This is a genomic window from Pseudomonas sp. MF08831, from assembly GCF_059862645.1.
Map to the genome: position 1 here is coordinate 12,766 of NZ_JCBCUX010000008.1, position 24,248 is coordinate 37,013.

Consider the following 24,248-nt stretch of genomic DNA (forward strand, 5'->3'; position numbering starts at 1 on the left):
CTTTCGCGAGCAGGCCCGCTCCCACCTTTGTTTTGCCGTGTTATTTAGAAGTGGTACTTGACCAGGAAGCTTGCGGTGTCCTGGTTGGTCTTGAACGCGCCGGAATCTTCAATCCCGTACTTGTTCTTCCAGTAGTCGTATTCAAAACCCACATACAACTGTTTCTCGCCCCAGTGCAGCGCCTTGCCCAGGTCGTATTTAACCTGTGGGTTGAAGTGCAGGTTGGCGTGGTAAGTGCCACGGGCGTTCTTGTCGTTGTCCACCACCCAGTCCATGAAGCCGTCGATCAACACGTTGGAGTTGCCCACTGGAAGGGTGTACGACCAGACCGGGGTGATCTGCCAGACGCCATCACCCGGGCGATTGCCTTCGGTTTGACGTTGATAGAAGTTCAACTGGAAGTAGTCGAAACCCGGGATGTTCAAGTCAAAACCCGGGCCCAACAGGTACGACTCGTTATCGCCTTCGCCGAACTCGTAAGTGAAGGCCAGCAATACATCTTTGATCGGGCCGAATGACAAATCCTTGTCGAAAATCTTGCCGAACGACAAACGCGGGCTGAACTCGCCGTAGTAGGTACTTGGGCCGACGTTGCCGTCTTCCTTGCCGTTGTAAAAGATGCGGTCGACGAACAAGAAGTTGTCGCCGTACTTCCAGGCATCGGCATGTTCAAACGTGACGGTCTGCTGAATCTGCGGGTTGACGGTGAAGTTCTTGCCCCATAGATACGTCAGGCTGTTGTTTTGCCACTGCAACAGATCGCCCGCAACGGCTTGGCCACCGGCCAGCAGGGATCCTGCCAGCATCAGGCCTTTCAACATAGGTTTCATTCGGTTGCTCCCGAGTCAAAGTTTTATGGTTGTTTTTCTACGCAGGCGCTCTGGTGTGGCGCCTTTTGGTTCGCTGCAAAAATCGTCTGTCTGGTCAGCTTTAATGCTTTTAGCAAGAGCTGCGCCAAGGTGTTTAAAAAGCCAAAAAATCCCCGTCGGCTGCAGAAACTGCAGTCGAATTCCGGGGACTTTTGCGCACTTTGGCAGCCACTGCGGGGCCGGGATAAGTTGGCCCTGCAGTCAGCTTTTACATTCGCTGTTTTTTTTTGAGTCGATTCGAGCGGGCGCGGAGAATACTGGCTCCCAGGCCTTGGCTCAAGTGCGCTGTTAGAGAGCGCGTGGGGCAAGAATAGGGCGCGGCGTGTGGCCGGCCCCGGGTGGATGGCGTGCATGTGCGTGTTTCCTGTTGTTTATTATTTTTGTTGTTTTTAAAAACAGGTGGAATCAATGCGTGTGGGCGACAACGGGGCGTTCAGCACCTCCCAGAATGTTGAACAGTACATTCAGCGACAGCGCGCTGAGGGTGGCCATGGCAATTCCGCTGTGGGTAATCGGGCTCATCCATAAGGGCAATTGCGCGAAGAACTCCGGACGCACCACCGGAATCAGGCCCATGCCGATGCTTACCGCCACCAGCAATTGGTTACGCCGGTCGGTGATATCGGCTTCCTGCAGGATTTTGATCCCGGTCGCCGCGACCATGCCGAACATGGCAATTGCCGCGCCGCCGAGGACCGCCGGTGGAATCGAGGCCACCAGAAAGGCGGCTTTGGGCAACAGGCTGAGCACAATCAAAAACGCGCCGGCCATGATCGTCACCGAGCGGCAACGCACGCCCGTCATCTGCACCAGGCCAATGTTCTGCGCGAACGAGGAATGGGTAAACGTATTGAAGAAGCCGGCAAAAAACGAGGCGCCGGCATCACACAGCAGGCCACGGCGCAGCATTTTTGGGGTGACGTCCTGACCGGTGATTTTGCCCAGGGCGAGGAACATGCCGGTGGACTCGACAAAGATGATGACCACCACCAGGCACATCGACAGGATCGGCGCCAGCTCGAACCGGGGCATGCCGAAATGCAACGGCGTCACCACCTGCACCCACGGCGCCTGGGCCAGGCCGCTGAGGTCAACCATGCCGATCATGCCGCACAGGCCATAGCCGAGCGCCATGCCGATCAGCACCGAGATGTTCACCCAGAAGCCGCGCATGAAACGGTTGATCAGCAGGATGGTGCCCAATACCAGTGCGGCAATCGCCAGGTAGACCGGCGAGCCGAACGTGGCGGCGGCGCTGCCTCCGCCGGCCCAGTTCACGGCCACTGGAAACAGCGACAGGCCGATGGCGGTGATCACGGTGCCGGTGACCAACGGCGGGAAAAAACGCACCACCTTGGACATGAACGGCGCGATCAACAGGCCGAAGAACCCTGCGGCAATGGTTGCGCCGAAGATCCCCTGCAAGCCGATACCGGGCATGCCCGCCATCGCCACCATGCTGCCGACGGCGGCAAAACTGGCGCCCATCATCACCGGCATGCGGATGCCCACCGGGCCGATGCCGAACGACTGCACCAGGGTGGCGATACCGGCAACCAGCAGGTCGGCGTTGATCAGAAAGGCGATTTCTTCACGGCTCAAACCGGCGGCTTGGCCAATGATCAGGGGCACGGCGACGGCGCCGCCGTACATCAGCAAGACGTGTTGCAGGCCTACCAGAATCAGTTGCAAGAGGGGCAGCCGCACCATGGCGGGCGCGGCAGGAGTCTGCGGTTCTAACTGGGACATGCAACACCTCGAATCTTTTTATTTTTGTGTTGTTTGGCATTCAATTGCCATTTGGAACGCGATCGGTAAATCGACGCAAATCCCCTGTGGGAGCGGGCTTGCTCGCAAAAGCGGTGTGTCATTCAACTCATCAGTGACTGAACGATCACATTCGCGAGCAAGCCCGCTCCCCCATTTGGATCTGCATCAGGCTGTCAGTTTGTGCGCGCCCCCTGATTGATCCAGGTGCCGATCAGGTCGCGCTCCTGCTGAGTCATCTGGGTGATGTTGCCCAGCGGCATGATCTGGCTGGCGACGGCTTGCGCCTGAATGCGCGGGGCCAATTGCTGGATCTGCTGGGGCGTATCGAACATCACGCCCGCCGGCGCGGTACTGAACAAGGGGCTGGTCGGCTTGGCCGAATGGCACACGGCGCAGCGTTCCTGAATCACCCCATGCACCTTGTCAAAATCAATCGATGCCTGGGCCGGTGCTGCTTCGGCGGGGGCCGGTGCGGGTGCCGCTGGCGCAGCCGGTTTGAGCCCACCACCCAGTGCCGTTTCCGGCAGAGGCTGGTACTCGATGGCCGCCGGAGCCTTGGCCACCTCCGGAGCAGTCGACACCGGTTTTGGGCCGGTCACGTACGCCAGGCAAATCATCGCCAATGCGCCAACCGGCAAGGTCCACGCGTACTTCTGGCTGTTGTGACGGGTGTTGAAGTAGTGCCGCACCAACACGGCTGCCACCGCGATACCTGCGAGGATCAGCCAGTTGTATTGGCTGCCGTAGGTGCTCGGGAAGTGGTTGCTGATCATGATGAACAGCACCGGCAGGGTGAAGTAGTTGTTGTGCCGTGAGCGCAGCAAGCCTTTGGCGGGCAGTGCCGGGTCCGGCGTGCGGTTCTCGGCAATCGCCGCTACCAGCGCACGCTGGGCCGGCATGATGATGCGGAACACGTTGCCGACCATGATGGTGCCGATCACGGCGCCCACGTGCAGGTACGCACCACGGCCGCTGAACACTTTGCTGAAGCCGTATGCAGCGCCAATCAACAGCACGAACAGGATCAGGCCGAGCAGGGCAGGGCGCTTGCCCAGGGCCGAGTCGCACAGAAAGGAGTAGATGAACCAGCCGACCAGCAGCGAGCCGAGGCCCAGCAACACACCTTCCGGACCGCTGAGGCTGCTGCCCGGGGCCAGCAGGTACAAGGTCGGGTTGGCGTAGAACACCACGCACAGCAGCGCGATGCCGGACATCCAGGTGAAATAGGCTTCCCATTTGAACCAATGCAGGTTGTCCGGCATGGTCGGCGGGGCCAGTTTATATTTTTCCAGGTGGTAGATACCGCCACCGTGGATCGCCCACAAGTCACCGGCGAGGCCGTCCTTGGGGTTGACGCGATTGAGGTTGTTTTCCAGCCAGACGAAGTAGAACGAAGCGCCGATCCAGGCGACGCCGGTGATCATGTGAACCCAGCGCACGCTCAGGTTCAGCCATTCCATCAAATGTGCTTCCACAGTCTTTACCTCTCGCCTGTCACTCTGTTGTCGAGTGATCAGACCTTCTCTTATTGGTGGGGGGCGAGGATCAACCGCTCATCCTCTTTGAAAAAATGCTCATCGCAGTTATTGCCGGTGCCACTGCGATCAACCACCAGGAAGTCATCCCGCTTTTCGATCGTCAGCACCGGGTGGTGCCAGACGCCGCGATGGTAATTAATGCCCTGCCTGCCGTTGGTGACGAAGGCGCGGACCAAGCCCGATACAGGTGCATCGCCAAGTGGCGCGACCACGATCAGAAAGGGGTTGCCGAGCAGCGGAATGAAAGCCTGGCTGCCCAGCGGGTGTCTCTCCAGCATGCACACGGTCAGCGGCATGTCCTGCGCGTCGGCGCGGAAGATGCTGATGATCGCGTTGTCTTCAGGCTGCGCGGTTTCTACCGTTGCCAGCTTGTGAAAGCGCATGGTCGACCCGTTGTTGATCATGAAGTGATCGCTGCCATCGGTTTCGATAACGTCTCCGAAAGGGGCGAAGGCTTCTTTGGTCAGGGGTTCGATCACTAGTGTGCGCATGGCTGTCTTCTTATCCGGATTCTGTGTTGTGTGTTCTGGCGCCTTCGCGAGCAAGCCCGCTCCCACCTGTTGATGTGCGAATACATTCAAATGTGGGAGCTGGCTTGCCTGCGATGGGCTCACCGCTTATTTAGCTACTTTGCCCAAAACCCGCAGGCGGCTCACACCACCATCCGGGAACACATTCAGGCGAATGTGAGTGATCGGGCCCAGCGCCTTGATTTGCTCGGCGAAGGTGTGTTCAGCGTGCATTTCCAGTTTCTGCGCCGGCAGCAGTTCGCGCCAGAACAGCGATTGGGTTTCGATCTGGCTGTCGGTGCCGCCCTTCACGAACGCGCCCTGGATAGAGCACGTGTCCGGGTAGTTGCCCTTGAAGTGCAGGGTGTCGACGATGATTTTTTCGATCTCGCCCGGGTGACCCAGCGCGACGATCACCCAGTCATTGCCTGGCGTGCGACGACGTGCGGTTTCCCAGCCGTCGCCCATGTTGATGCCACGCCCAGGGTTGAGGATGTTGCTCATGCGGCCGAAGTGTTCATCGGAGCAGGCCAGCGCACGACCACCGTTCAAGGCAGCGGCCAGGTCGACTTGTTCGTTGTCGCCCACCGACGACCAGTCGCGGAACGGCACGCCGTAGACGCGCAGACGGGCTACGCCGCCATCCGGGTAGATGTTGAAGCGCAGGTGGCTGAACGCTTTGTCGTTGTTGATCTCGTGGTAGTGGTGGCTGTTGCCTTGCAGCTCGACGGCCGACAGCACTTCCACCCACTGAGTGTTTTCATCAGGATCGCCCGAGGCCAGGAAGCACGCCTCCAGGGACGCCGACGGTGGGAAGTTGCCGGTGAAGAATGAAGTGTCGATGTCCACGCCTTTGATCGAGCCGGGCACGCCCAGTCGGATCACCGCGCTGTCGTAGCCTTCGAAGCGCTTGCGGCGCGACTCCCAGCCGTCCATCCACTTGCCGTTATCATCGAAAACGCCCTCCTTCCACACAGCCGGGGTCGGCTGGAACAGGCGGTTGGCGTCAGCGAACCAGTCATCGGTCACCGAAAGGATCTTGGTGCCCAGACGGGCGTCGGCCAAGTTGACGAACTTCTCGAAAGGTACGGCGTAAGCTTTCATTCTTCTTGTCTGCCTTAAATAGAGTGGCTTGGGATGCTCGCCAGGCCCTGGGCGTCATGAGCGCTCGGGCCAGGTCTGCTAAAGGGTCAGTAATCGGAACAACGCGATTTTGTTGATCTCGGCCAGGGCGCATTTGAATTCGGCGTCTACCGAGTTGTGAATGCGCGTTTCGAACGCGGCGAGGATCTGGTGCCGGTTGCTGCCTTTTACCGCCATGATGAAGGGAAACTTGAACTTGGCCTTGTAGGCATCGTTCAGCTCGGTGAAGCGAGAAAACTCCTCGCTCGAGCATTGGTGAATACCGGCGCCAGCCTGTTCATGGGTGCTGGCTTCGGTCAGTTGGCCCTGGACGGCAGCTTTGCCGGCCAGGTCCGGGTGAGCGTTGATCAGGGCCAACTGGCTGGCATGATCGGCGCTCAACAGGATGTCGCTCATGCGCTGGTGCAGGGTTTCGATCTGGTCGATCGACGCGTCCTGGCCCAGGTCGAAGGCCTTTTCGGCCACCCATGGCGAATGTTCGTAGATGTCGGCGAAGGCTGTCACGAATGCCTCGCGGCTCAGGCTCGACGGTTTCAAGGTTTGGAACGCAGTCATTTCGCCGCTCCCGTGTACGGGTGGGTGTCGTGCCAGTGGCGGGCAATGTCGACGCGGCGGGTGAACCAGACGTGCTCATGGCCCTTGGCGTATTCGAGAAACCGCTTGAGGGCGGCGAGGCGCGCCGGGCGGCCGATCAGGCGGCAATGCAGGCCGATGGAAAGCATTTTCGGTGCGTCGGCGCCTTCGGCATACAGCACGTCGAAGGCATCCTTGAGGTACTCGAAAAAGTCATCGCCCTTGTTGAAACCCTGCACCTGGGTGAAGCGCATGTCGTTGGTGTCCAGGGTGTAGGGGATCACCAGGTGCGGCTTGCCGGTGGGGTTGTTGGGTTCCCAGTAGGGCAGGTCGTCGTCGTAGGTGTCGCAGTCGTACAGAAAGCCGCCTTCCTCCATCACCAGCCGCCGGGTGTTGGGGCCGGTGCGTCCGGTGTACCAGCCCAATGGGCGCTCGCCGGTCAGCTCGGTGAGGATGCGGATGGCTTCGAGCATGTGCTCGCGCTCCTGGGCCTCGTCCATGTACTGGTAGTCGATCCAGCGATAACCGTGGCTGCAGATCTCATGGCCGGCGGCGACCATCGCGCGGATCACATCCGGGTGGCGCTGGGCGGCCATGGCCACGGCGAAGATGGTCAGCGGGATGTCGAATTCTTTGAACAATTTGAGGATGCGCCACACGCCGGCACGGCTGCCGTATTCATACAGCGACTCCATGCTCATGTTGCGCTCGCCTTGCAGCGGCTGGGCCGAGACCATCTCCGAAAGGAATGCCTCGGACTCTTTGTCGCCGTGCAAAATGTTGCGCTCACCGCCTTCTTCGTAGTTGAGTACGAAAGACAGCGCGATGCGTGCCTTGCCCGGCCAGTGGGGGTGAGGAGGGTTACTGCCGTAACCGATCAGGTCGCGTGGGTAGTCAGCGCTCACTGCAGTCTTCCTTCTTGTTCGTCGTAGTAGCGATGAGTGATTGTATACAACTTATCGCCGACTTTGTAAGCCCGCATTTCTGCATTTTTTCTGAACGGCTTGCGTTCAAGTTACTGCAAGAAACCTGCCTGACTGGTCAGCTAAACGCTAAAAAGATTTTCTCGGATGCGCAGCGGTGGGCGCTGGCTGGCCGGCGATCGTCTGAATTGGTTTTATCGGCTGCAACGCTGTGGTCGGCGAGCCGGCGGCAGCGAGGCGCGGGATATTTATTGAATTTATTGTGTACAATTTTTTTAGAAAGTGTCTTAATCAGCCGTCACCGGCTTTTTCACTGCCCTGAAAAAGTGCGGATCACTTTTCTACTGCCTACGGGAGGCGCAAAGACGCCATGGGACGCTTGACCACACACGTTTTGGACGCCGCACATGGCTGCCCCGGCAGCGCAATCAAGGTCGAACTGTACCGCGTCGAGGGCGCGCAGCTGGAACTGGTCGCCACCGCCGTGACCAACAGCGACGGCCGTTGCGACGCGCCTTTGCTGCAAGGTGACGATTACCGCAGCGGTGTGTACCAGGTGCAATTCAGCGCCGGCGATTATTACCGGGCCCGCGGTGTGCAGCTTCCCGAGCCGGCTTTTCTGGATGTGGTGGTGCTGCGTTTTGGCATCAGCGCTGAACAGGACCATTACCATGTGCCCCTGCTGATTTCGCCTTACAGCTATTCCACCTATCGCGGTAGCTGAGCGTCACCTCGCTTCACACCCCCAAAGCTCTTCGTTGGTTTTTCGCCCGCCCACACTGCGGGCTTTTTTTTGCCTGTTGCGCGTTCAACTATCTAGCCCCTCTGAATGTCGGTGATGCCTAGGCTGGCGTTTTCCTCAGAAGAAAACACAAATGGCCTCGTCCCCAGATCACCCAGGCGTTTTGCCCTCTTTCACTTCCGTGCCCGAAGACGTTGACGCTGTTGTCGCCGCCGAAGCCCAATTGCAGGCCATTCGAGATCAACTGACCCGGCGGATCAACCGGTTTACCCATCCCAGCCGTCTGATCAATCAGCTCGCTCTTGCCGATTGGCGCTTAAGCGAATCGGTGCGCGCACTGGCACAGCTGATAGGGCGCTCGCCCAAAATCCTGCGCGTGATCCGTGCTCAACTGCGCAAAGCATTTGAGATTGAACCGGACACTCTGCTGTTTACCGAGCCCAAGCGCCCGGGCGCACCGCAGATCATCAACAGCTTGACCGAGCGGGCCTTATCACTGCTGGCGCGGCCCTCGGTGCCTATCAATGTCAATCAATTCACCACGCTCAGCATAAAAGGGCAGCCAAGCCGTCGGTTGTCCTATACCCCTTTGCAAGCGTTGCAGCGAGTCATTGCGATGCGCCTTTTTGAGCGGCTGGCGCAGGTGGCAGACCGCTATTGGGACACATTGGCGCAAGGCTCCTGGCTCACACGCCGCGAGCGCTGGGTTGAGCTGCACGCAGAACTGTTCGCTGACCGGGCCTTCATGGCGCGGCAATTGGATGAGCTATCACCGGCGGGCATGCGCCTGGTGCAGGCGGTGATCGATGCCCCGACCGCGCCTGCACGCCACCGTGCAGGCGGGGATTGGGCCAGCGTACGGGTAGGGCAACTGATGTGGCCCGGCACGCCTGCGGTGGTAATCCCTGGCGTATTGCACCTTTATCGTGAGGGTGATCCCGCACAGTCGCCGCAGGTGGTGTACCTGCCGGGTGTGGCCCGCACGTTCTACGAGTACCCGTCTTTCGCCGCCCTGCAGGAGGGCCTGTTGCGGTTGGACCGTGCGCAGTTGCATGTCCTCTGGCAATGCTTGGCGTCAGGTCGTCGCACGGGGTTATGCCAGCCCGCGCAGTTGTCTGCGGCGAGCGGTTTTGTGCGCGGCCTGGAAGTGCTCGACGATGCGTTGGCGCTGGGCGCGCAAGCGTTGTTGCGCGGGCAGTGGGACAACGAATTGGCGTGTGCCGTGAGCATCGATCCCCCCTTTGTTTTATCGGCACAACCGCCTCGGCCGGTGGCTGTCGCAGCGTTACTCGCGCAGGTGGAAGGGGAGCGAAAACGATGGGTCGGCAGCACCCGGCTTGGCGCTCTTGCCGACCCGTTACTCAAATGGGACCAGCAACGACGCAGCGCGGAAATAATTTTTGCCAGTACCTCATCCGGCTTGGCCTTGCGCACCGCGCAGCAGCAGGTCAAGCGTTACGAAAAAGGTCTGCTGGCCTTGCTGGATCCGTATGAACCCGGCACCGAGACCCTCGCTTATCAGCAATTCATCACGCTGAAGGGGCAGCTCGCGGTGCATGCCCAGGCGCTGAATTCGTTGCTGCAGGGTGCAGAGCACCGACTGCTCGACCTGAAATTCTGGGCCGCGCGCCCCGGCGGCGCGCAGACGCCCAGGCGTGCCTGGTTGTTCATGCATGCTCAAACCGAGGCGCTGCGCTGCGAGGTTCAGGTGCAACACCGTCTCAAGCTGCTGGGCACCGCCCACCGCGACCTGATGATCGACGTGCTGGACCCGCCTTCGCCCACGGCGCGCCCGGGCAGTCAAACCCAGGTGCTTTCAATCGCCGTGGGCAGTGAGCCCGATGCTTTTTATCCACTGCATAATGTGTGGCTGGTGACCACAGCGGCCGCGCTGCGGGTGCCGACCCGCCAGCTTCCGGTGGTGCTCTACGCCTTTGGGGAAGAGGGCGGGGTACTCGGTTTTGCCGGGCTGGAGGCCTTGACCCGAAGCGTCAAGGCGAGCCTCGGCAGCCGGGACGGCTCGGTGCTGTGGCGCTGTGTCGAGCATGACAAGCGCAGCGATTTGCGCGCACATGCGCTGCGTGGAACCTTGGCTGTGCGCTACGCTCCCATCGACGGCAAGCCTGCACTGGCGGCGTTGAAAAAATTGCTGGGTTGCTACGATCGCCTGCACAAAAGCACTGAAGACATCACGCGTATTTTCAGCGAAGTGACGGAGGTCGGGTTCAGTCGCGCGCTGCTGCTGGCGGCGCTGGCGCAACAGCTCAAGGTGCCGGCCAATAATGCCCTGAGCCAGGCCCAGGCGAACATCGAATTACTGCGCAAGGCCGCATCTGACGCGCAGAAATTGCCGGCGGGGTGGGTGGGCGCCACGCGTGCCCAGCGCAAAGACTTCAAACGTTCGCAGCGTCTTTACCTCAGCAGTGCGTTGGCCTTCCAGACGCGGCTTGAGCAGCACCTGCCCGATTTGGACACGTTTGCCCGCCGTGCCTTGACCGCCCGTTTGCAGCAGGACGGTGTCCCTGCGTCGTGGCTGATCGACCAGCCTTTTATTGAAATGCCCGACGATGTTCATGGCCGCTTTTGTGGATGGGCAAGCGGCTGCACGGTCGGCAATCGCGGCATTGTCCTCACTGCCACCTCGACGCGTACCTCCTTCAGTCTGCTGCAATTGGCGCTGCACAACCTCGACCCACTGGCACCCTGGACGCAATGGCGATTGAACCGCGCCCGCTTTCTGCAACCTGAATGGCGACACCGGCTCAATGCCGGCTATTTGATCCAGATGGTCGCTTCGCTGGATATCGGCGGGCAGTACGACACATTGATCAACCGCGCTTTTTATCCGCCTGCCGGCACCGACCGCGCGCTCAGCGAAGGACGCATCCCGCCCTTATTGAATCGCGCGTTGCACGCAGGCGTTGACCATCACCTGTTCCTGGCGCGGCAAGGCGGGCTGTCGGCGAACGCGCAAAGTGTGTTTAGCACCGCCATGGCGGCCCGCATGCCGCCAGACTTGCTGAAAAACCAGCATGAGTTGCAACTGCACGTGGTGCATCTGGTGGGCCATACGATGCAGCACGACCGCTATGTCGCAGGCATTGTGGTGGTGCAGGACCAGCGTTCCGAATGTTGCGTGGTCTATTGGCCCGATGCCCCGCAAGCCTGGGTCCTCACCGAGTACAGCGACCTGCAACAGGCCCAAGCCGCATTGAACCGTGTCGGCGCATCGGCGGATAACGCCAGAGTGCTCGCGCGACAAGTCGCACCAGGCTGGGCATTTGAGGCAATCACTCATCATCCGGACCGCGCCGATAGCCCAGGCCACCTGTTCAACACACTTGATCTGCCGTCTGCATTTTTTATGGTGAAGGGGATTTGGCGGGGGCTCGGCTTTATTCGCTCCTTCGGCATCAAGCATCTGGAGCCGACGGCGTTGCTGGATGAGATTGAAGCCCAGGCCCGTGAGCAGGTTGCCAGTGACCCGCAGGGCTGGCTGGCGATTGTCGCCACCTCTCACAGCGACGCTCGCGCATTGCTCTACCACGCCAGCGTGCTTGACCTGCAGCGCCGCACGCAAGCCGCCAGCCATTCTGGCAAGGCGCTGCAGGCTTATCGGGCCCGTCGCCTAGGTGAGCAAAGCGAGACACGTACGCGGGCGCTGGTGGGTTTTTTCTGCCCGCTGTACGGGATTTTTAATCAATTCCATGAGCTGCTGCTTATGGCGCGGCGCTATCACCGCTTTGGCGACGCCCACGCTGCGGTCGATGTGGGCTTTATGAGCACGTTTCTGGCGATCGATGTGTTGCTTAACTTTATTCCCGGCCCCAAGAGGATGCCGGTGGCGGCGGCCCGAATGGTGCGGCCGGCCACGCGGGCAGTGCTGGGGCGTATCCATCGGCTGCGCATGACGGCCCGCGGACTTGAGCGCCTGGCGCCGCCACCGGTGGCTCAACTCAAGGGGCTGGAGCGTTTCAAGATCAACGGGGTGCCTCAAGGGGCCGTGGCATTGAAAGGTGTTGGTGAAAAAGGCGTGTATGTACTGGATGGCGAGCTGTTCGTGGCGGATGACACACACCATTACCCGCTTTACCGGCGTGGCGACGAACACGCGTTGCGCCTGAAAAACCGGCAGGCGCCGGGGCAAGACGAACTGATTGTGCACGTGCACCAGCCCAGGGAATGGTTGCTGGGTGCGGATGCGCCTCAGCCGGTGGCGGGGTCGAGCTCGACGGTGCTCAGCCCGTGGCGTGCGCCCGTGCAGGCGCCACCGGACTGGCAGCCACCCACGGTGCGCGCCGCCACGCAAAACCGCATTTATCGGTCACCGGCGCCCAACCCCTATTGGTTCGAGTGGCGTGTTCAGGATGCGACGGGGCACGTGTCCGGCCTCTCGGCGTTCGGCACGTTTCATGTGCACAGGGAGCCGCCGGGCTTTCCCTACGACGCGGTCTACATCGGGCCCCAATATGACAGCCTCGCCGCATCGGGGGCGGGTTATTACAGGGTGCTTCATCAGGGCGACAATGCGCCCTGGAATGGCATCGCGTTCATCACCCGCAATGAGCCGCTGGTTTCGCTGGCCCGTGTTGATATTGAACGTTGGACCAGCACTGCGATGGGCGAACAGCCCATTCCGGTATCACGCAGCGTATCGGGTGAGTGGCAGGTGCATGCCCCTTTGTTTGACCGGCCGCTGGAGCAATCAGTGGGGCAGGCGTTTCCCAGCATGACCCGTCGCAGCCAGACATTGGCCGCCGCAAGGCTGATTGAACTGACCGACTCTTCGCGCTCGGCGACGGCCACGCACCTGCTCAATATCCGCTCGACGCTGGACAATTGGCTGGTTTCGACCCCCAACGGGCCGGGTCAGACCGATGATTTACTGAGAATGCTACGGCCCACCGAAAGGACGGGCAGGTCGCTGCACATCGGTTACGAAGGCAAGGCCCCGGGCTTCACGCGGGTCGACTTCCGGGCCGCGGGGTTGGACGCTGCGTTGCAATCCGGCGGTCGTGAGGTCAAGCCTCAGCGAATCTTGGCGCAGCGCGCCGCGGTCAAGCGCGCGCTGGAGCAGCAGGGGTTCAGCGTGCAGGAGCTGCAACTCAGGCATGGGCGAAAGCCGACGCATGAGTTGATCGCGACCCATCCTTCCTCGCCTTCGAACACGCTGTACTACGTGTCCATCCACTGGATCGAGAAAGGCTCAGTGAGGCTGGAAACCAGGCTGACGGACCGTTGGTTTGACGCCGCAATCAACGCACATCCCCGGTCGGTTGCCTTGATGGGCGTCAAGAGCGCCATGAACGAAAATCGCCTGGCTCGGATCGTTGCCGGCATTCAATGGCCCACCACGCCCGCGGCCCGCCCGAGCGTCTACTTTGTCAAAGTGAGCCCGTCCTCGCCTTGATCAGCGACACCATGCCAGCGGCGCCGAACAGTGCGGCGCTGACGCGGTTGAACCAGCTCTGGCCACTGCCGCTGCGCAGGTAGCGCGCTGCCCCATGGGCGCCCAGGCCATAGGCCAGCTTGCACAGCAAGTCGAGTACGGTCCAGGTGGCAATCATGATCAGCAACTGCGGCAGGAACGCGTGCTCGCTGCTGAGAAACTGCGGCAAGAAGGCGGCAAAGAACAGGATGTCCTTGGGGTTGCTGGCGCCCAGCACAAATGCGCGACCGAACAAGGCGCGAAAACGCGGTGTGGCCACGGCCTGGGGCACCACGGCGCCCTGGGCCGGTTGGCGCGATTGCTGCCAGCTCTGCCAGGCGAGGTAAAACAGGTACAGCGCACCGACAACCTTCAGGGCGCTGAACAACTGCTCCGAGGCCAACAGCAACGCACCCAGCCCCAATGCCGAGGCACTCAACAGGCAGATCGAGGCGAACACGCCGCCCAGAAACGCCGGGTAGGAACGGCGCAGGCCGTAGTTCAGGCTGTTGCTGATCATCAACAGCGACAGCGGGCCGGGGATCAGGATCACGATCAATGCAGCGCCACTGAACAGCAGCCAGGTTTCCAGGGTCATTTACAGTCCTCCATTCGTACAAAAGCCCCACCCGAAGGTGAGGCGGTTTTCGGCCGTTTCCTGCGAACTACAGGAAGATAAACTTCGCGACGAAAATCGCGCACAGCACCCACAGGCTGATGGAAATCTCGCGGTACTTGCCGGTGCCGGCCTTGAGCGCCACATACGTGATGAAGCCCAGTGCGATACCGTCGGCAACCGAGAACGTCAGCGGCATCATGATCGCGGTCACGATGGCGGGGATGCTGTCGGTGGCTTCGTCCCAATTGATATGGGCCATGCTCGCCATCATCAGCATGGCGACGTAAATCAGCGCACCGGCGGTGGCATAGGCGGGGATCATGCCGGCCAAGGGCGCGAAAAACATTGCCGCCACAAACAGCACGCCCACGGTCACGGCGGTCAACCCGGTGCGACCGCCCGCGGCCACACCGGCAGCACTTTCCACATAGCTGGTCACCGGCGGCACGCCGACCATGGCGCCAAACACGCTGGAGGCACTGTCGGCCTTCAGCGCGCGGGACAGGTTATGAATCTTGCCATCGGCGCCCACCAGCCCGGCGCGTTGCGCAACGCCCATCAGTGTACCGGCAGTGTCGAACATGTGTACAAAAAGAAATGCAAACACGACGCTGATCATGCTGACATTGAATACACCTTTGACGTCCATGGCCATCCAGGTCGGCGCCAGGCTGGGCGGGGTGGAGAGGATGCCGTTGTAGTGCACCAGGTCCAGGCCCCAACCGGCCAGGGTGACCGCGATGATGCTGATGAGGATTGCGCCGAACACCCGGTGGTAGCTGAGGATCGCGATCAGCAAAAAGCACACCGCCGCCAGCAGTGGCGCGGGCTGGTGCAGCGACCCCAGCTTGATCAGCGTGGCCGGGCTGTCGACGATGATGCCGGCGGTTTTCAGGCCGATCACCCCCAGAAACAGACCGACGCCGGCGCCCATGGCGTGGCGCAGGCTGACGGGAATACTGTTGAGCAGCCACTCACGCACACGGGACAGGGTCAGGCCCATGAACAACACCCCGGAAACAAACACCGCGCCCAGCGCCGTTTCCCAGTGATAGCCCATGGTGCCGACCACGGTGTAGGTGAAAAACGCGTTCAAACCCATGCCCGGCGCCAGGCCCACGGGCCAGTTGGCGTAAAGGCCCATCAACAGGCAACCGAGCGCAGCGGCGATGCACGTGGCGACAAACGCCGCACCGTGGTCGATGCCGGCATCGGCCATGATGTTCGGGTTGACGAAGATAATGTAGGCCATGGTGATGAACGTGGTGAGGCCGGCGATCAGTTCGGTCTTCACTGTGGTGCCATGCAAACGCAGTTTGAACAGGCGTTCGAGCCAGCCGCCGTGCGGCGGGGAGAGGTCCAGCGTTGGGGCTTCGGATTTGCGGCTTTCCACAGCGAGTACTCCTCAAGAGTTTTATTGTTATTTCCAGCGCCGGTCACAGGTGTGGGCAACAGCGCTTTGAGGTACTGGCGGGTTTTTGTTGACCAATAGGTCAGGAACTCGCACGAAGCGAATTATGCTTTTGTATACAGATAAAGCAAATAATGTTTTCGGTTGTGTGTGCGAAACAAGATGAAAGGCTAATTCGCGGCACTCAGCGCCTGATTCACCGCCAGCCATCCCGCGACCGCGTCTTCGCCGGCTTCGCTGAAGGCGCGCTGCAACAATTTCACCTGTTCACGGCGCAAGGACTGCTCGAAGCGCTGGCCTTCCTCGCTCAATTCCAACAGGCGTTTACGCTTGTCAGCCTCGGAGGCCACGCTGTTTACCAAGTGCATTTCCTGCAGCTGTCGCAACGGCATGTTCAACGCCTGCTTGCTCACGCCGAGCAACTCCAGCAGTTGCTTCACGCTCAAGGCAGGGTAGCGCGCGATAAAAAACACGATGCGCTGGTGCACACGGCTCAAGCCTCGGCGCTCGAGCATCTCGTCGGCCTTGGCGGTAAAAGCCTGGTAGCCGAAAAAGAACGCTTCCATGGCCTGTTGCTGGCTGTTCTGGGTTTTAAGGTCAAGCATATTGACGTATCTACTCAAGTCGTCGTAATTTCGGTCAAGCAGTTTGACGTATTTTTCATGCGCTTTGCCACCGGTGACCTTATGGCCTTCTCTGAACGTGTTACGCGCCTCAAAAGCTCCTTGATCCGTGAAATCCTTGCCGCGGCCCAGCGCCCGGAGGTGATGTCGTTCGCCGGTGGCCTGCCGGCCGAAGCCATGCTGCTCGCACTGAACTGGGACAGCATGCCGCTCACCATCGGCCAATATGGCATGAGCGAAGGCGAACCGCAGTTGCGCGAACTGCTCGCCGCCCAGGCCCGCGCGTTGGGCGTACCGTGCCAGGCGAGCCAGGTGCTGGTGGTCAGCGGTTCCCAGCAAACCCTGGACCTGGCCGCCAAACTGTATATCGACAAAGGCACCAAGGTTCTGCTGGAAGGCCCGACTTACCTGGCGGCGTTGCAGATCTTCCAACTGTTCGGCGCCGATTGCCTGACCGTGCAACTGGAGGCCGACGGTCCCCACCTGGGCACCTTGCGCACCCTCCTTGAACGCCATCGCCCGGCGTTCATCTATCTGATTCCGACGTTCCAGAACCCTTCGGCCGTACGCTATAGCGAGGCCAAGCGCGCTGCCGTCGCCGCGTTGCTCGATGAGTTCGGCGTCACCCTGATCGAAGACGAACCCTACCGCGAACTGACCTTTGACGGCGCCAGTGCGCAGCCCATCGCCGGGCGCCTGAAAAAAGCCAGTTGGATCTACACCGGCACCGTCTCCAAGACTCTGCTGCCGGGCCTGCGCGTCGGCTACCTGATTGCCAGCCCGGATCTGTTCCCGCATCTGCTCAAGCTCAAGCAATCGGCCGACCTGCACACCAACCGCGTCGGTCAGTGGCAGGCCATGCAGTGGATCGGCACCCCGAAGTACCAGCAGCACCTGGCGGAACTGCGCCGCTTTTACCGCGAGCGCCGCGATGCATTCCAGGCCGCGCTGGAGCGTCATTTTGGCGATCTGGCTGACTGGCAGACGCCTCAGGGCGGATTATTCTTCTGGCTGACCTTGAAACAACCGCTCGACACCCGCACCTTGTTGGCGCAAGCATTGGATCAGGACGTCGCGTTCATGCCTGGTGAACCGTTCTTTTCCGAGCCCGATCAACACTTCGGCTCGTTGCGCCTCAATTTCAGCCATATCGACCCGGCCCGTCTGGACGAAGGTCTCAAGCGCCTGGCCGCGGTGGTCCGTCAAGCACAGCACGCGCAAGCGGCATAAGGGGAGCCCCATGTACAAGGTTTATGGCGATTACAAGTCGGGCAACTGCTACAAGGTCAAGTTGATGCTCAATCTGTTGGGCATCGAGTACCAATGGATTGATGTCGATATTCTCAAGGGCGACACCCAGACCGCTGAATTCCTGGCCAAGAACCCCAATGGCAAGATCCCGGTGCTGGAACTGGAAGATGGCACCTGCCTGTGGGAATCCAACGCGATCCTCAACTTCCTGGCGGACGGCAGCGAGTTTCTGCCGGCTGAGCCACGCCTGCGTACCCAAGTGCTGCAATGGCAGTTTTTCGAGCAATACAGCCATGAGCCGTATATCGCGGTGGCGCGGTTTATCCAGTTCTACCTGAACATGCCGGAAGACCGATTGGAGGAATACAAAACCACCCATAAGGGCGGCTACAAGGCCTTGAGGGTGATGGAGCGTCAGTTGCAAGCCACGCCCTACCTGGTGGGCGAGCGATATTCGATTGCCGATATCGCGCTGTATGCCTACACCCACGTGGCCCATGAAGGGGGTTTTGACCTGACGCCATACCCGGCGGTGCAGGCGTGGCTCAAGCGTGTGGCCAGCCATCCAAAACATGTGGCGATGCTGGACTGAACACAGGTCCACAGGTGGGAGCGGGCCTGCTCGCGAAGGGAGGGCAGTCACTGATGATTGGACTGATCCACCGTTTTCGCGAACAAGCCCGCTCCCACCTTTAGCTGTCCGTTGTGGCAGACAGTTGATCCTTCAGCAAGTCAAAACAGCGCTGCGCCGCCGGGCTCAAGCCCATGCCGCTGCGCCTGATCAAGCCGATCTCCCGGTTCACCCCGGGATGATCGATGGTGATGCGCTTTAACCCCTCCAGGCTGTCCGCCGCCGACTCCGGCAACACACTGATGCCCAGCCCTTGGCGCACCAGCGCCAGCACTGTGGACATATAGTTGGCCTCCATGCCGGCGTTCATGCTCAGGCGCGTCTCGTCGAACAACGCATCCACCTGCTCACGCACACTGCTGTCGCGTCCAGTAAGAATGATCGGTTGATCCGCCAATTGCTCCAGGGTCAACTGAGGATGGCGGGCGAGGGGATGATCCAGCGGTACAAACGCACACAGCCGATCATTCAACACCGGCTCGAACGCCAGGCCATGGCTTAACCGTGCGCGCACACCGATACCGAAATCCACCTCGCCGGCGCGAACTTCGGCATGAATACGGTGAGCCACCAGGTCATGCAGGCGCACCTCGATGCCGGCGAAGTGCTCGCGAAACTGGCGCAAGGCCGGGGGCAGGGCACCGGCGCACACCGAGGGCAGGGCGGCGATAGTCACTACACCACGGCGCAACGCGGCGAGGTCGCGCGAGCCGGTGACGATGTTGTCCAGGTCCAGCAGCAGTTTTTCCATGGGCCCGCGCGCTTCCTGGCCGGCGGCGGTGATGCTCACGTGGCGCGGGCTGCGGTCGAGCAGGGCGACGCCGAGCCAGTCCTCCAACTGCTGAACTTGTACGGTCAGTGCTGACGCAGACAGATGCAGTTCATTGGCGGCCTTGGTGAAGCTGCCGGTGCGCGCCACGGCCAGGAAAGCCTGAATATGCTGGATGCTGTTTTTCATGGGAGTAGCTTCATTTTGTTTTTCCGAACGTGAGCGGCTGAATATTCCAATTTACAAAGACTAACCCGCTTCCAATACTCCGGGGAAAACAATAACCGGCCATCAAGGCCGCTCTGGAGTAACCCATGCTCGCTACCCTGGGTGTCATTACCATCCTGTGCCTGCTCGCCGCCGTCATGAGCAAACGCCTCTCGCCACTGGTGGCGCTGATCGCCTTGCCGATCATTGCCGCCTTGCTCGGCGGGTTCGGCCTGCAAACCAGCGTCTTCATCATTACCGGTATCAAGAACGTCGCCCCCGTGGTGGGCATGTTTGTGTTCGCGATCCTGTTTTTCGGGATCATGACCGACGCCGGCATGCTCGATCCCATCATCGACCGTATCCTGCGCACAGTCGGGACGCGCCCTACGCGCATTGTCGTCGGCACCGCGACGCTGGCGCTGCTGGTGCACCTGGACGGCTCGGGGGCGGTGACGTTTCTGGTGACCGTGCCGGCGATGCTGCCGCTGTATACACGGCTGGGCATCGACAAACGTATCCTCGCCTGTGTGTGCGCGATGGCCGCCGGGGTCAACTTCCTGCCCTGGACCGGCCCCGTGCTGCGCTCATCGGCCGCCTTGCACGTGCCGGTGGCCGACCTGTTCCAGCCGCTGATCCCGGTGCAGATCGTCGGGCTGATGTTTGTATTCGCCTGTGCCTGGTGGCTGGGCCGCCGCGAAGAAAAACGCCTGGGCCTGGGTGCCGGTTCCACGGTCGATGCGGTGCCGCAACGCGTGCTCAGCGACGCTGACAGCCTGTTGCGTCGCCCACGCCTGTTCTGGGTCAACCTGATGCTCACCGTGCTGGTGATGGTGGTGATGATTGCCGGCTGGGTCGACCCGGTGGTGATGTTCATGCTCGGCACCGTGGTGGCACTGTGCATCAACTACCCGAACGTGGACGCCCAGCGCGCACGCATCGATGCGCATGCCAAGACCGCCCTGACCATGGCCAGCATCCTGCTTGCCGCCGGGGTGTTCACCGGCATCATGCAAGGCACAGGCATGCTCAAGGCCATGGCCGAAGTGGCGGTGGCGCAGATTCCAGCCGGCCACGGCAAGTTGATCCCGGCGGTGGTGGGCTTCATTTCCATGCCGCTGAGCCTGCTGTTCGACCCCGATTCCTACTATTTCGGCGTGATGCCGGTGATCGCCGAAGTCGGCAAGGCCCTGGGCGTCGACCCGTTGCAAGTGGCCCAGGCCTCATTGCTGGGCGTGCACACCACCGGCTTTCCGGTCAGCCCGCTGACCCCCGCGACGTTTTTGTTGGTGGGCCTGTGCAAGGTCGAACTGGCCGACCACCAGCGCTTCACCATTCCTTTTCTGTTTGCCGCGTCGGTGTTGATGACCCTGACCGCGTTGCTCCTGGGAGTGATTTGAGATGAAAACCTTGCGCATCGGTTCCGGCGCCGGCTATTCCGGCGACCGTATCGAACCTGCCGTGGAGTTGGCCAGCCGGGGCGACCTGGATTATCTGGTCTTCGAATGCCTGGCCGAGCGCACCATCGCGCTCGCGCAGCAGGTACGTATCAGCGATCCACAGGGCGGTTATGACCCGTTGCTGAGTGAACGCATGCGCCGCGTGCTGCCGTTTGTGGGCCGGCGTGATGGCCAGCGTCGGCTGCGGGTGATCACCAACATGGGCGCCGCCAACCCGGTGTCAGCGGCCATCGAAGTGCGGCGGATTGCCGATGAATTGGGCCTGCACCTCAACGTCGTGGCGGTGGTGGGCGATGACGTGCTGCAGGTTTTGCAGCCCGAGCTAATGCTGGACAACGGCCAGACCCTCGGCTCGTTGGGCGAGCGGCTGATTTCGGCGAATGCCTACTTGGGCGTCGACGCCATACTGGAGGCGCTGCACGCCGATGCCGATGTGGTGATCACCGGACGCGTGGCCGACCCCTCGCTGTTCCTGGCGCCGCAGATGTTCGAGTTCGGCTGGGCCGCGCACGATTGGCAACGCCTGGGCCGCGGTACGCTGGTGGGGCATTTGCTCGAATGCGCGGGTCAGGTCAGCGGCGGTTATTTTGCCGACCCAGGTTTCAAGGACGTGGATGACCTGGCGCGCCTGGGCTTCCCGTTGGCCGAGATCAACGCCGACGGCGAAGCGGTGATCACCAAAGTGGCGGGTTCTGGTGGGCGGGTCAGCCGCGCTACCTGTACTGAGCAACTGATCTATGAAGTGCATGACCCGGCGGCCTACCTGACGCCGGACGTCACTGCCGACTTTTCTCACGTGAGTTTTGTCGAGGAAGGCCTCGACCGCGTGCGCGCCCTGGGCGCCGATGGCCGTGCGCGGCCTGAGCAATTGAAGGTCAGCGTCGGCTATTTGGACGGTTGGATCGGCGAGGGACAGATGTCCTACGGCGGTCCGGGAGCTGTCGCACGGGCGCAGTTGGCGCGGGATATCGTGCTCAAGCGGCTGGAGTTGATGGGCGTCAACATGCAGGAGGTGCGCGCCGAGTTGATCGGCATGGATTCACTGCACGGCCCACGCAGCAACGTCGAACCCTGGGAAGTGCGCCTGCGCGTGGCCGCGCGCTGTGAAGCACGCAGCGACGCGGTGCGGGTCGGCAATGAAGTGGAAACCCTTTACACCAACGGCCCGTCGGGCGGCGGCGGCGCGAGCAAAAGCGTGCGGCAAGTGGTAGCGGTGGCGTCGTTATTGCTGGCGCGAAGCGCGGTCAACCCGAGGATCGAAGCATGAAACTGCACACCCTGGCCCATTCCCGCACCGGCGATAAGGGCGACACCTCGAACATCTCGATCATTGCCTATCGCGCTGAGGATTATCCGCTGCTGTGCGAGCAGCTCACGGCGGAGCGCGTCGCCGAGTTTTTTGCCGGTTTGCGCGAACCCGGCGCGGCGCCGGTGCGGCGTTATGAACTGCCGAATGTGCAGGCGCTGAACTTTGTGTTGCCGGGCATCTTGCGCGGCGGCGTTACCCGCTCGCTGGCGCTGGATGCCCACGGCAAGTGCCTGGGCTCGGCCTTGTTGGCTATCGAATTGGCGATGCCGAACTAATGTGGGCGCTGGCTTGCCTGCGATAGCGTCACCTCGGTATCACTGATAAATCGAGGTGTCTGCATCGCAGGCAAGCCAGCTCCCACATTGACCGCGGTGTTTATCAGACCGCGGCGAACCGCTTGTCGAGGTAGTCAATGATCACTTTGGAGTCATACATCCAAGTGGTCTGGCCATTTTCTTCAATGCGCAGGCACGGCACTTTGATCTTGCCGCCTTGCTCCAGCAGGGTCTGGCGATCTTGCGCATTGTTCTTCGCATCCTTCAACGCCACCGGCACATTCAGGCGGTGCAACGTACGACGGGTCTTCACGCAGAACGGGCAGGCGTGGAACTGATACAGGGTCAGGTTCTTGGCCGCAGCGTTCACCTGCGCCTGTTGTTCGGCGGGGCGCTGCTTTTTGCGTGGGCGGGTAATGAAGTCGCCCGCGATGATGACGTGGCCGAGGCCCACTCGAAGTGCTTTGACGAACATGGCTGAAAACCTCTTGCCCATGAAGAAGGGGCCGCAGCTTACCTGAAATTTGCAGGCGAAAAAAAACCGGCGATGAACGCCGGCTTTTTCCTACGCAGCCTGTTACTTGATCAGGCTGAGAAACTCGCTGCGCGTGGCCGCGTTTTCGCGGAACTCACCCAGCATCACCGAGGTGATCATCGAGGAATTCTGTTTCTCTACACCGCGCATCATCATGCACATGTGCTTGGCTTCGATCACTACGGCCACGCCCAGCGCGCCGGTGACTTGCATCACGGCATCGGCGATCTGACGGCTGAGGTTCTCCTGGATTTGCAGGCGGCGCGCATACATGTCGACAATCCGCGCTACTTTCGACAGGCCCAGCACTTTGCCGCTCGGGATATACGCAACATGCGCTTTACCGATAAACGGCAGCAGGTGGTGTTCGCACAGCGAGTACAGCTCGATGTCCTTGACCAGCACCATTTCGCTGTTGTCGGAGCTGAACAAGGCACCGTTGGTGACTTCTTCGAGTGTCTGTTCATAGCCGCGGCAAAGGTACTGCATCGCCTTGGCGGCACGCTTTGGCGTGTCGAGCAGGCCCTCGCGGGAAACGTCCTCGCCGAGTTGGCCGAGGATCGCGGTGTAATTCTGTTCCAGGGACATGAAACTACCTGTGGGATTTTCGCAAAGCGCAAGGTTACGGTGGCGGACACATCGCTGCAAGCCTGACGATGGCACTTGTTACTCGTCGCGCCCCTCCATCATGGTGCGCTTGAGCATCACATACACCGCGCCCGCGCCGCCGTGGCGGGCCTGGCAGGAGGTAAAACCGAGCACTTGGGAATGCTGGCGCAGCCAGGTGTTCACGTGGCTCTTGATCATCGGCCGCTTGCCATCCAACCGCACGGCCTTGCCATGGGTGACGCGCACGCAGCGGATTTCGAATTTGGTCGCTTCGGCCAGGAAGGCCCAGAGGGTTTCACGGGCTTTTTCGACGTTCATGCCGTGCAGGTCAAGGCTGCCCTCGAACGGGATCTGGCCGGCCTTGAGCTTGCGCATCTGGCTTTCCTGCACGCCGTCGCGGGCCCACATCAACTCGTCTTCGGGGCCTACGTCGATTACGAACTGGTCCGACAGGCCATCCACGGTGGTGGCATCGGTGCGCACTGTCGCAGCCTGGCGCAGCTTGGCGATTTGCGCCCGGTCGGTCTTGGGTTTGCCAGTGTCGGCACGGTCGTGCTTGATCGGCTTGACGCCGCGCAGCTCGTTTTTGAACAGGGAAAAATCATCGTCTTGCATGTCAGCCTCCGCGAAGGGCGGGCAGTTTACCTAAATCGCGGCGGCCGGGGCGCAGGAAACGCTATCCAAGCGCCATCAGTCGTGCTTTTTCATCAGGTGTGAGGCGATGTTCAGCGACAGCGGCTGACGCATCCGCCGACGGCTGCGACGCCATAACCAGACGCCCAACCAGAGTACCAACAGGCCGATCACCAACAAAATTGCCGAGCCGCCCGGGCTGGCATTCAGTTCGCCGAGTGCTGGCGAATGACCAAAAAAACCGGCGCCGCCGGCACCTGCCAGCAGCAAACCTACAATGGCCAGCAGCGCGGCAAAGCCCGCCACCAGGCGCAGACGCCAGTTGCTCGGGCCCTTGGGGCGCAAGCGACGAGCGTCAAAACCATCGGATATCTTCATTCCGACCTTTCCTCCAGGGTATCGGCCCTTCGACCGGAAGATA

At 61.0% G+C, this 24,248-nt stretch carries 22 protein-coding genes; 7 read left to right on the forward strand and 15 right to left on the reverse strand.

Annotation, left to right across the window (positions count from 1 at the left end; translation table 11 throughout):
• Positions 1–44 precede the first annotated feature (44 nt).
• The 7 genes from AC19YS_RS17665 to puuE form a co-directional block, all read right to left on the reverse strand.
• Entirely contained in the window at positions 45–830 is a 786-nt protein-coding gene (locus AC19YS_RS17665) for an outer membrane protein OmpK (RefSeq protein ID WP_119742358.1), read from the reverse strand.
• A 444-nt stretch (positions 831–1,274) separates the two neighbouring features.
• Positions 1,275–2,618, reverse strand: coding sequence for a nucleobase:cation symporter-2 family protein (locus AC19YS_RS17670; protein WP_106576513.1), 1,344 nt, complete (start codon positions 2,616–2,618; stop codon positions 1,275–1,277).
• A 194-nt stretch (positions 2,619–2,812) separates the two neighbouring features.
• Positions 2,813–4,114, reverse strand: coding sequence for a urate hydroxylase PuuD (locus AC19YS_RS17675; protein WP_500602300.1), 1,302 nt, complete (start codon positions 4,112–4,114; stop codon positions 2,813–2,815).
• A gap of 50 nt (positions 4,115–4,164) precedes the next feature.
• On the reverse strand, positions 4,165–4,668 hold the full coding sequence (locus tag AC19YS_RS17680; protein WP_106576515.1) for an ureidoglycolate lyase: 504 nt from the start codon (positions 4,666–4,668) through the stop codon (positions 4,165–4,167).
• Between the two features lie 126 nt (positions 4,669–4,794).
• Positions 4,795–5,790, reverse strand: a complete 996-nt coding sequence (alc, locus tag AC19YS_RS17685) for an allantoicase (RefSeq protein WP_119742360.1) — start codon at positions 5,788–5,790, stop codon at positions 4,795–4,797.
• Positions 5,791–5,868: 78 nt separating this feature from the next.
• Positions 5,869–6,384: a 2-oxo-4-hydroxy-4-carboxy-5-ureidoimidazoline decarboxylase gene (gene uraD / locus AC19YS_RS17690; RefSeq protein WP_106576517.1), complete on the reverse strand. Its 516-nt coding sequence runs from the start codon at positions 6,382–6,384 to the stop codon at positions 5,869–5,871.
• Positions 6,381–7,307, reverse strand: coding sequence for an allantoinase PuuE (gene puuE / locus AC19YS_RS17695; RefSeq protein ID WP_106576518.1), 927 nt, complete (start codon positions 7,305–7,307; stop codon positions 6,381–6,383). The genes uraD and puuE overlap by 4 nt, the downstream gene beginning before the upstream one ends.
• 388 nt (positions 7,308–7,695) lie before the next feature.
• Between puuE and uraH the strand changes: the two genes are divergently transcribed.
• Positions 7,696–8,049, forward strand: coding sequence for a hydroxyisourate hydrolase (uraH, locus tag AC19YS_RS17700; protein WP_106576519.1), 354 nt, complete (start codon positions 7,696–7,698; stop codon positions 8,047–8,049).
• Positions 8,050–8,200: 151 nt separating this feature from the next.
• Positions 8,201–13,477, forward strand: a complete 5,277-nt coding sequence (locus tag AC19YS_RS17705; RefSeq protein WP_500602301.1) for a dermonecrotic toxin domain-containing protein — start codon at positions 8,201–8,203, stop codon at positions 13,475–13,477.
• Here the strand turns inward: AC19YS_RS17705 and AC19YS_RS17710 are convergent.
• The 3 genes from AC19YS_RS17710 to AC19YS_RS17720 form a co-directional block, all read right to left on the reverse strand.
• Positions 13,452–14,093: a LysE family translocator gene (locus tag AC19YS_RS17710; RefSeq protein WP_169367315.1), complete on the reverse strand. Its 642-nt coding sequence runs from the start codon at positions 14,091–14,093 to the stop codon at positions 13,452–13,454. The genes AC19YS_RS17705 and AC19YS_RS17710 overlap by 26 nt on opposite strands.
• 67 nt (positions 14,094–14,160) lie before the next feature.
• Positions 14,161–15,507, reverse strand: coding sequence for an NCS2 family permease (locus AC19YS_RS17715; RefSeq protein WP_500602302.1), 1,347 nt, complete (start codon positions 15,505–15,507; stop codon positions 14,161–14,163).
• Positions 15,508–15,695: 188 nt separating this feature from the next.
• Positions 15,696–16,130 (reverse strand): MarR family winged helix-turn-helix transcriptional regulator, encoded by a 435-nt coding sequence (locus AC19YS_RS17720; protein WP_106576523.1) that lies wholly within the window; start codon positions 16,128–16,130, stop codon positions 15,696–15,698.
• An 81-nt stretch (positions 16,131–16,211) separates the two neighbouring features.
• On the opposite strand from AC19YS_RS17720, the gene AC19YS_RS17725 reads away from it, so the two are divergent.
• Positions 16,212–17,378 (forward strand): aminotransferase-like domain-containing protein, encoded by a 1,167-nt coding sequence (locus AC19YS_RS17725; RefSeq protein ID WP_500602303.1) that lies wholly within the window; start codon positions 16,212–16,214, stop codon positions 17,376–17,378.
• A 10-nt stretch (positions 17,379–17,388) separates the two neighbouring features.
• Positions 17,389–17,991 (forward strand): glutathione S-transferase family protein, encoded by a 603-nt coding sequence (locus tag AC19YS_RS17730; protein ID WP_106576524.1) that lies wholly within the window; start codon positions 17,389–17,391, stop codon positions 17,989–17,991.
• A gap of 100 nt (positions 17,992–18,091) precedes the next feature.
• Here AC19YS_RS17730 and AC19YS_RS17735 read toward each other — a convergent pair whose 3' ends face one another.
• Positions 18,092–18,988 carry a LysR family transcriptional regulator gene (locus AC19YS_RS17735; protein ID WP_500602304.1) on the reverse strand — a complete coding sequence of 299 codons (897 nt, stop codon included), beginning with the start codon at positions 18,986–18,988 and terminating at the stop codon, positions 18,092–18,094.
• A gap of 125 nt (positions 18,989–19,113) precedes the next feature.
• Here AC19YS_RS17735 and AC19YS_RS17740 point away from each other — a divergent pair, with 125 nt between their 5' ends.
• The 3 genes from AC19YS_RS17740 to AC19YS_RS17750 are packed head-to-tail and all read left to right on the forward strand — an operon-like array spanning position 19,114 to position 22,050.
• Positions 19,114–20,406 (forward strand): CitMHS family transporter, encoded by a 1,293-nt coding sequence (locus AC19YS_RS17740; RefSeq protein ID WP_200625015.1) that lies wholly within the window; start codon positions 19,114–19,116, stop codon positions 20,404–20,406.
• A gap of 1 nt (position 20,407) precedes the next feature.
• Complete coding sequence (locus tag AC19YS_RS17745; protein WP_500602305.1) at positions 20,408–21,733, forward strand: acyclic terpene utilization AtuA family protein; 1,326 nt, start codon at positions 20,408–20,410, stop codon at positions 21,731–21,733.
• Positions 21,730–22,050 (forward strand): AtuA-related protein, encoded by a 321-nt coding sequence (locus tag AC19YS_RS17750; RefSeq protein WP_106576528.1) that lies wholly within the window; start codon positions 21,730–21,732, stop codon positions 22,048–22,050. The genes AC19YS_RS17745 and AC19YS_RS17750 overlap by 4 nt, the downstream gene beginning before the upstream one ends.
• A gap of 103 nt (positions 22,051–22,153) precedes the next feature.
• On the opposite strand, the gene AC19YS_RS17755 is transcribed toward AC19YS_RS17750, so the two are convergent.
• The 4 genes from AC19YS_RS17755 to AC19YS_RS17770 all read right to left on the reverse strand — a co-directional run bounded on the left by AC19YS_RS17755 (position 22,154) and on the right by AC19YS_RS17770 (position 24,205).
• Positions 22,154–22,525, reverse strand: a complete 372-nt coding sequence (locus AC19YS_RS17755; protein WP_200625014.1) for a glutathione S-transferase N-terminal domain-containing protein — start codon at positions 22,523–22,525, stop codon at positions 22,154–22,156.
• A gap of 102 nt (positions 22,526–22,627) precedes the next feature.
• The gene (gene folE, locus AC19YS_RS17760) at positions 22,628–23,173 is read right to left on the reverse strand and encodes a GTP cyclohydrolase I FolE (protein WP_003442011.1); all 546 of its coding nucleotides are present in this window, start codon (positions 23,171–23,173) and stop codon (positions 22,628–22,630) included.
• Between the two features lie 78 nt (positions 23,174–23,251).
• Positions 23,252–23,809 (reverse strand): Smr/MutS family protein, encoded by a 558-nt coding sequence (locus tag AC19YS_RS17765; protein WP_106576530.1) that lies wholly within the window; start codon positions 23,807–23,809, stop codon positions 23,252–23,254.
• 75 nt (positions 23,810–23,884) lie between these two features.
• Entirely contained in the window at positions 23,885–24,205 is a 321-nt protein-coding gene (locus AC19YS_RS17770) for a hypothetical protein (RefSeq protein ID WP_106576531.1), read from the reverse strand.
• Between the last annotated feature and the right edge of the window lie 43 nt (positions 24,206–24,248).

Excerpts from the sequence above, each read along its gene's own strand:
- AC19YS_RS17745 (WP_500602305.1), top strand. The coding sequence starts at position 20,408 with ATGAAAACCTTGCGCATCGGTTCCGGCGCCGGCTATTCCGGCGACCGT.
- AC19YS_RS17730 (WP_106576524.1), top strand. The coding sequence starts at position 17,389 with ATGTACAAGGTTTATGGCGATTACAAGTCGGGCAACTGCTACAAGGTC.
- AC19YS_RS17710 (WP_169367315.1), bottom strand. The coding sequence starts at position 14,093 with ATGACCCTGGAAACCTGGCTGCTGTTCAGTGGCGCTGCATTGATCGTG.
- AC19YS_RS17755 (WP_200625014.1), bottom strand. The coding sequence starts at position 22,525 with ATGTTCGTCAAAGCACTTCGAGTGGGCCTCGGCCACGTCATCATCGCG.
- AC19YS_RS17725 (WP_500602303.1), top strand. The coding sequence starts at position 16,212 with ATGGCCTTCTCTGAACGTGTTACGCGCCTCAAAAGCTCCTTGATCCGT.
- AC19YS_RS17720 (WP_106576523.1), bottom strand. The coding sequence starts at position 16,130 with ATGCTTGACCTTAAAACCCAGAACAGCCAGCAACAGGCCATGGAAGCG.
- AC19YS_RS17735 (WP_500602304.1), bottom strand. The coding sequence starts at position 18,988 with ATGAAAAACAGCATCCAGCATATTCAGGCTTTCCTGGCCGTGGCGCGC.
- uraH (WP_106576519.1), top strand. The coding sequence starts at position 7,696 with ATGGGACGCTTGACCACACACGTTTTGGACGCCGCACATGGCTGCCCC.
- folE (WP_003442011.1), bottom strand. The coding sequence starts at position 23,173 with ATGTCCCTGGAACAGAATTACACCGCGATCCTCGGCCAACTCGGCGAG.
- alc (WP_119742360.1), bottom strand. The coding sequence starts at position 5,790 with ATGAAAGCTTACGCCGTACCTTTCGAGAAGTTCGTCAACTTGGCCGAC.
- AC19YS_RS17670 (WP_106576513.1), bottom strand. The coding sequence starts at position 2,618 with ATGTCCCAGTTAGAACCGCAGACTCCTGCCGCGCCCGCCATGGTGCGG.
- uraD (WP_106576517.1), bottom strand. The coding sequence starts at position 6,384 with ATGACTGCGTTCCAAACCTTGAAACCGTCGAGCCTGAGCCGCGAGGCA.
- AC19YS_RS17740 (WP_200625015.1), top strand. The coding sequence starts at position 19,114 with ATGCTCGCTACCCTGGGTGTCATTACCATCCTGTGCCTGCTCGCCGCC.
- AC19YS_RS17770 (WP_106576531.1), bottom strand. The coding sequence starts at position 24,205 with ATGAAGATATCCGATGGTTTTGACGCTCGTCGCTTGCGCCCCAAGGGC.
- AC19YS_RS17680 (WP_106576515.1), bottom strand. The coding sequence starts at position 4,668 with ATGCGCACACTAGTGATCGAACCCCTGACCAAAGAAGCCTTCGCCCCT.
- AC19YS_RS17750 (WP_106576528.1), top strand. The coding sequence starts at position 21,730 with ATGAAACTGCACACCCTGGCCCATTCCCGCACCGGCGATAAGGGCGAC.
- AC19YS_RS17665 (WP_119742358.1), bottom strand. The coding sequence starts at position 830 with ATGAAACCTATGTTGAAAGGCCTGATGCTGGCAGGATCCCTGCTGGCC.
- AC19YS_RS17765 (WP_106576530.1), bottom strand. The coding sequence starts at position 23,809 with ATGCAAGACGATGATTTTTCCCTGTTCAAAAACGAGCTGCGCGGCGTC.
- AC19YS_RS17705 (WP_500602301.1), top strand. The coding sequence starts at position 8,201 with ATGGCCTCGTCCCCAGATCACCCAGGCGTTTTGCCCTCTTTCACTTCC.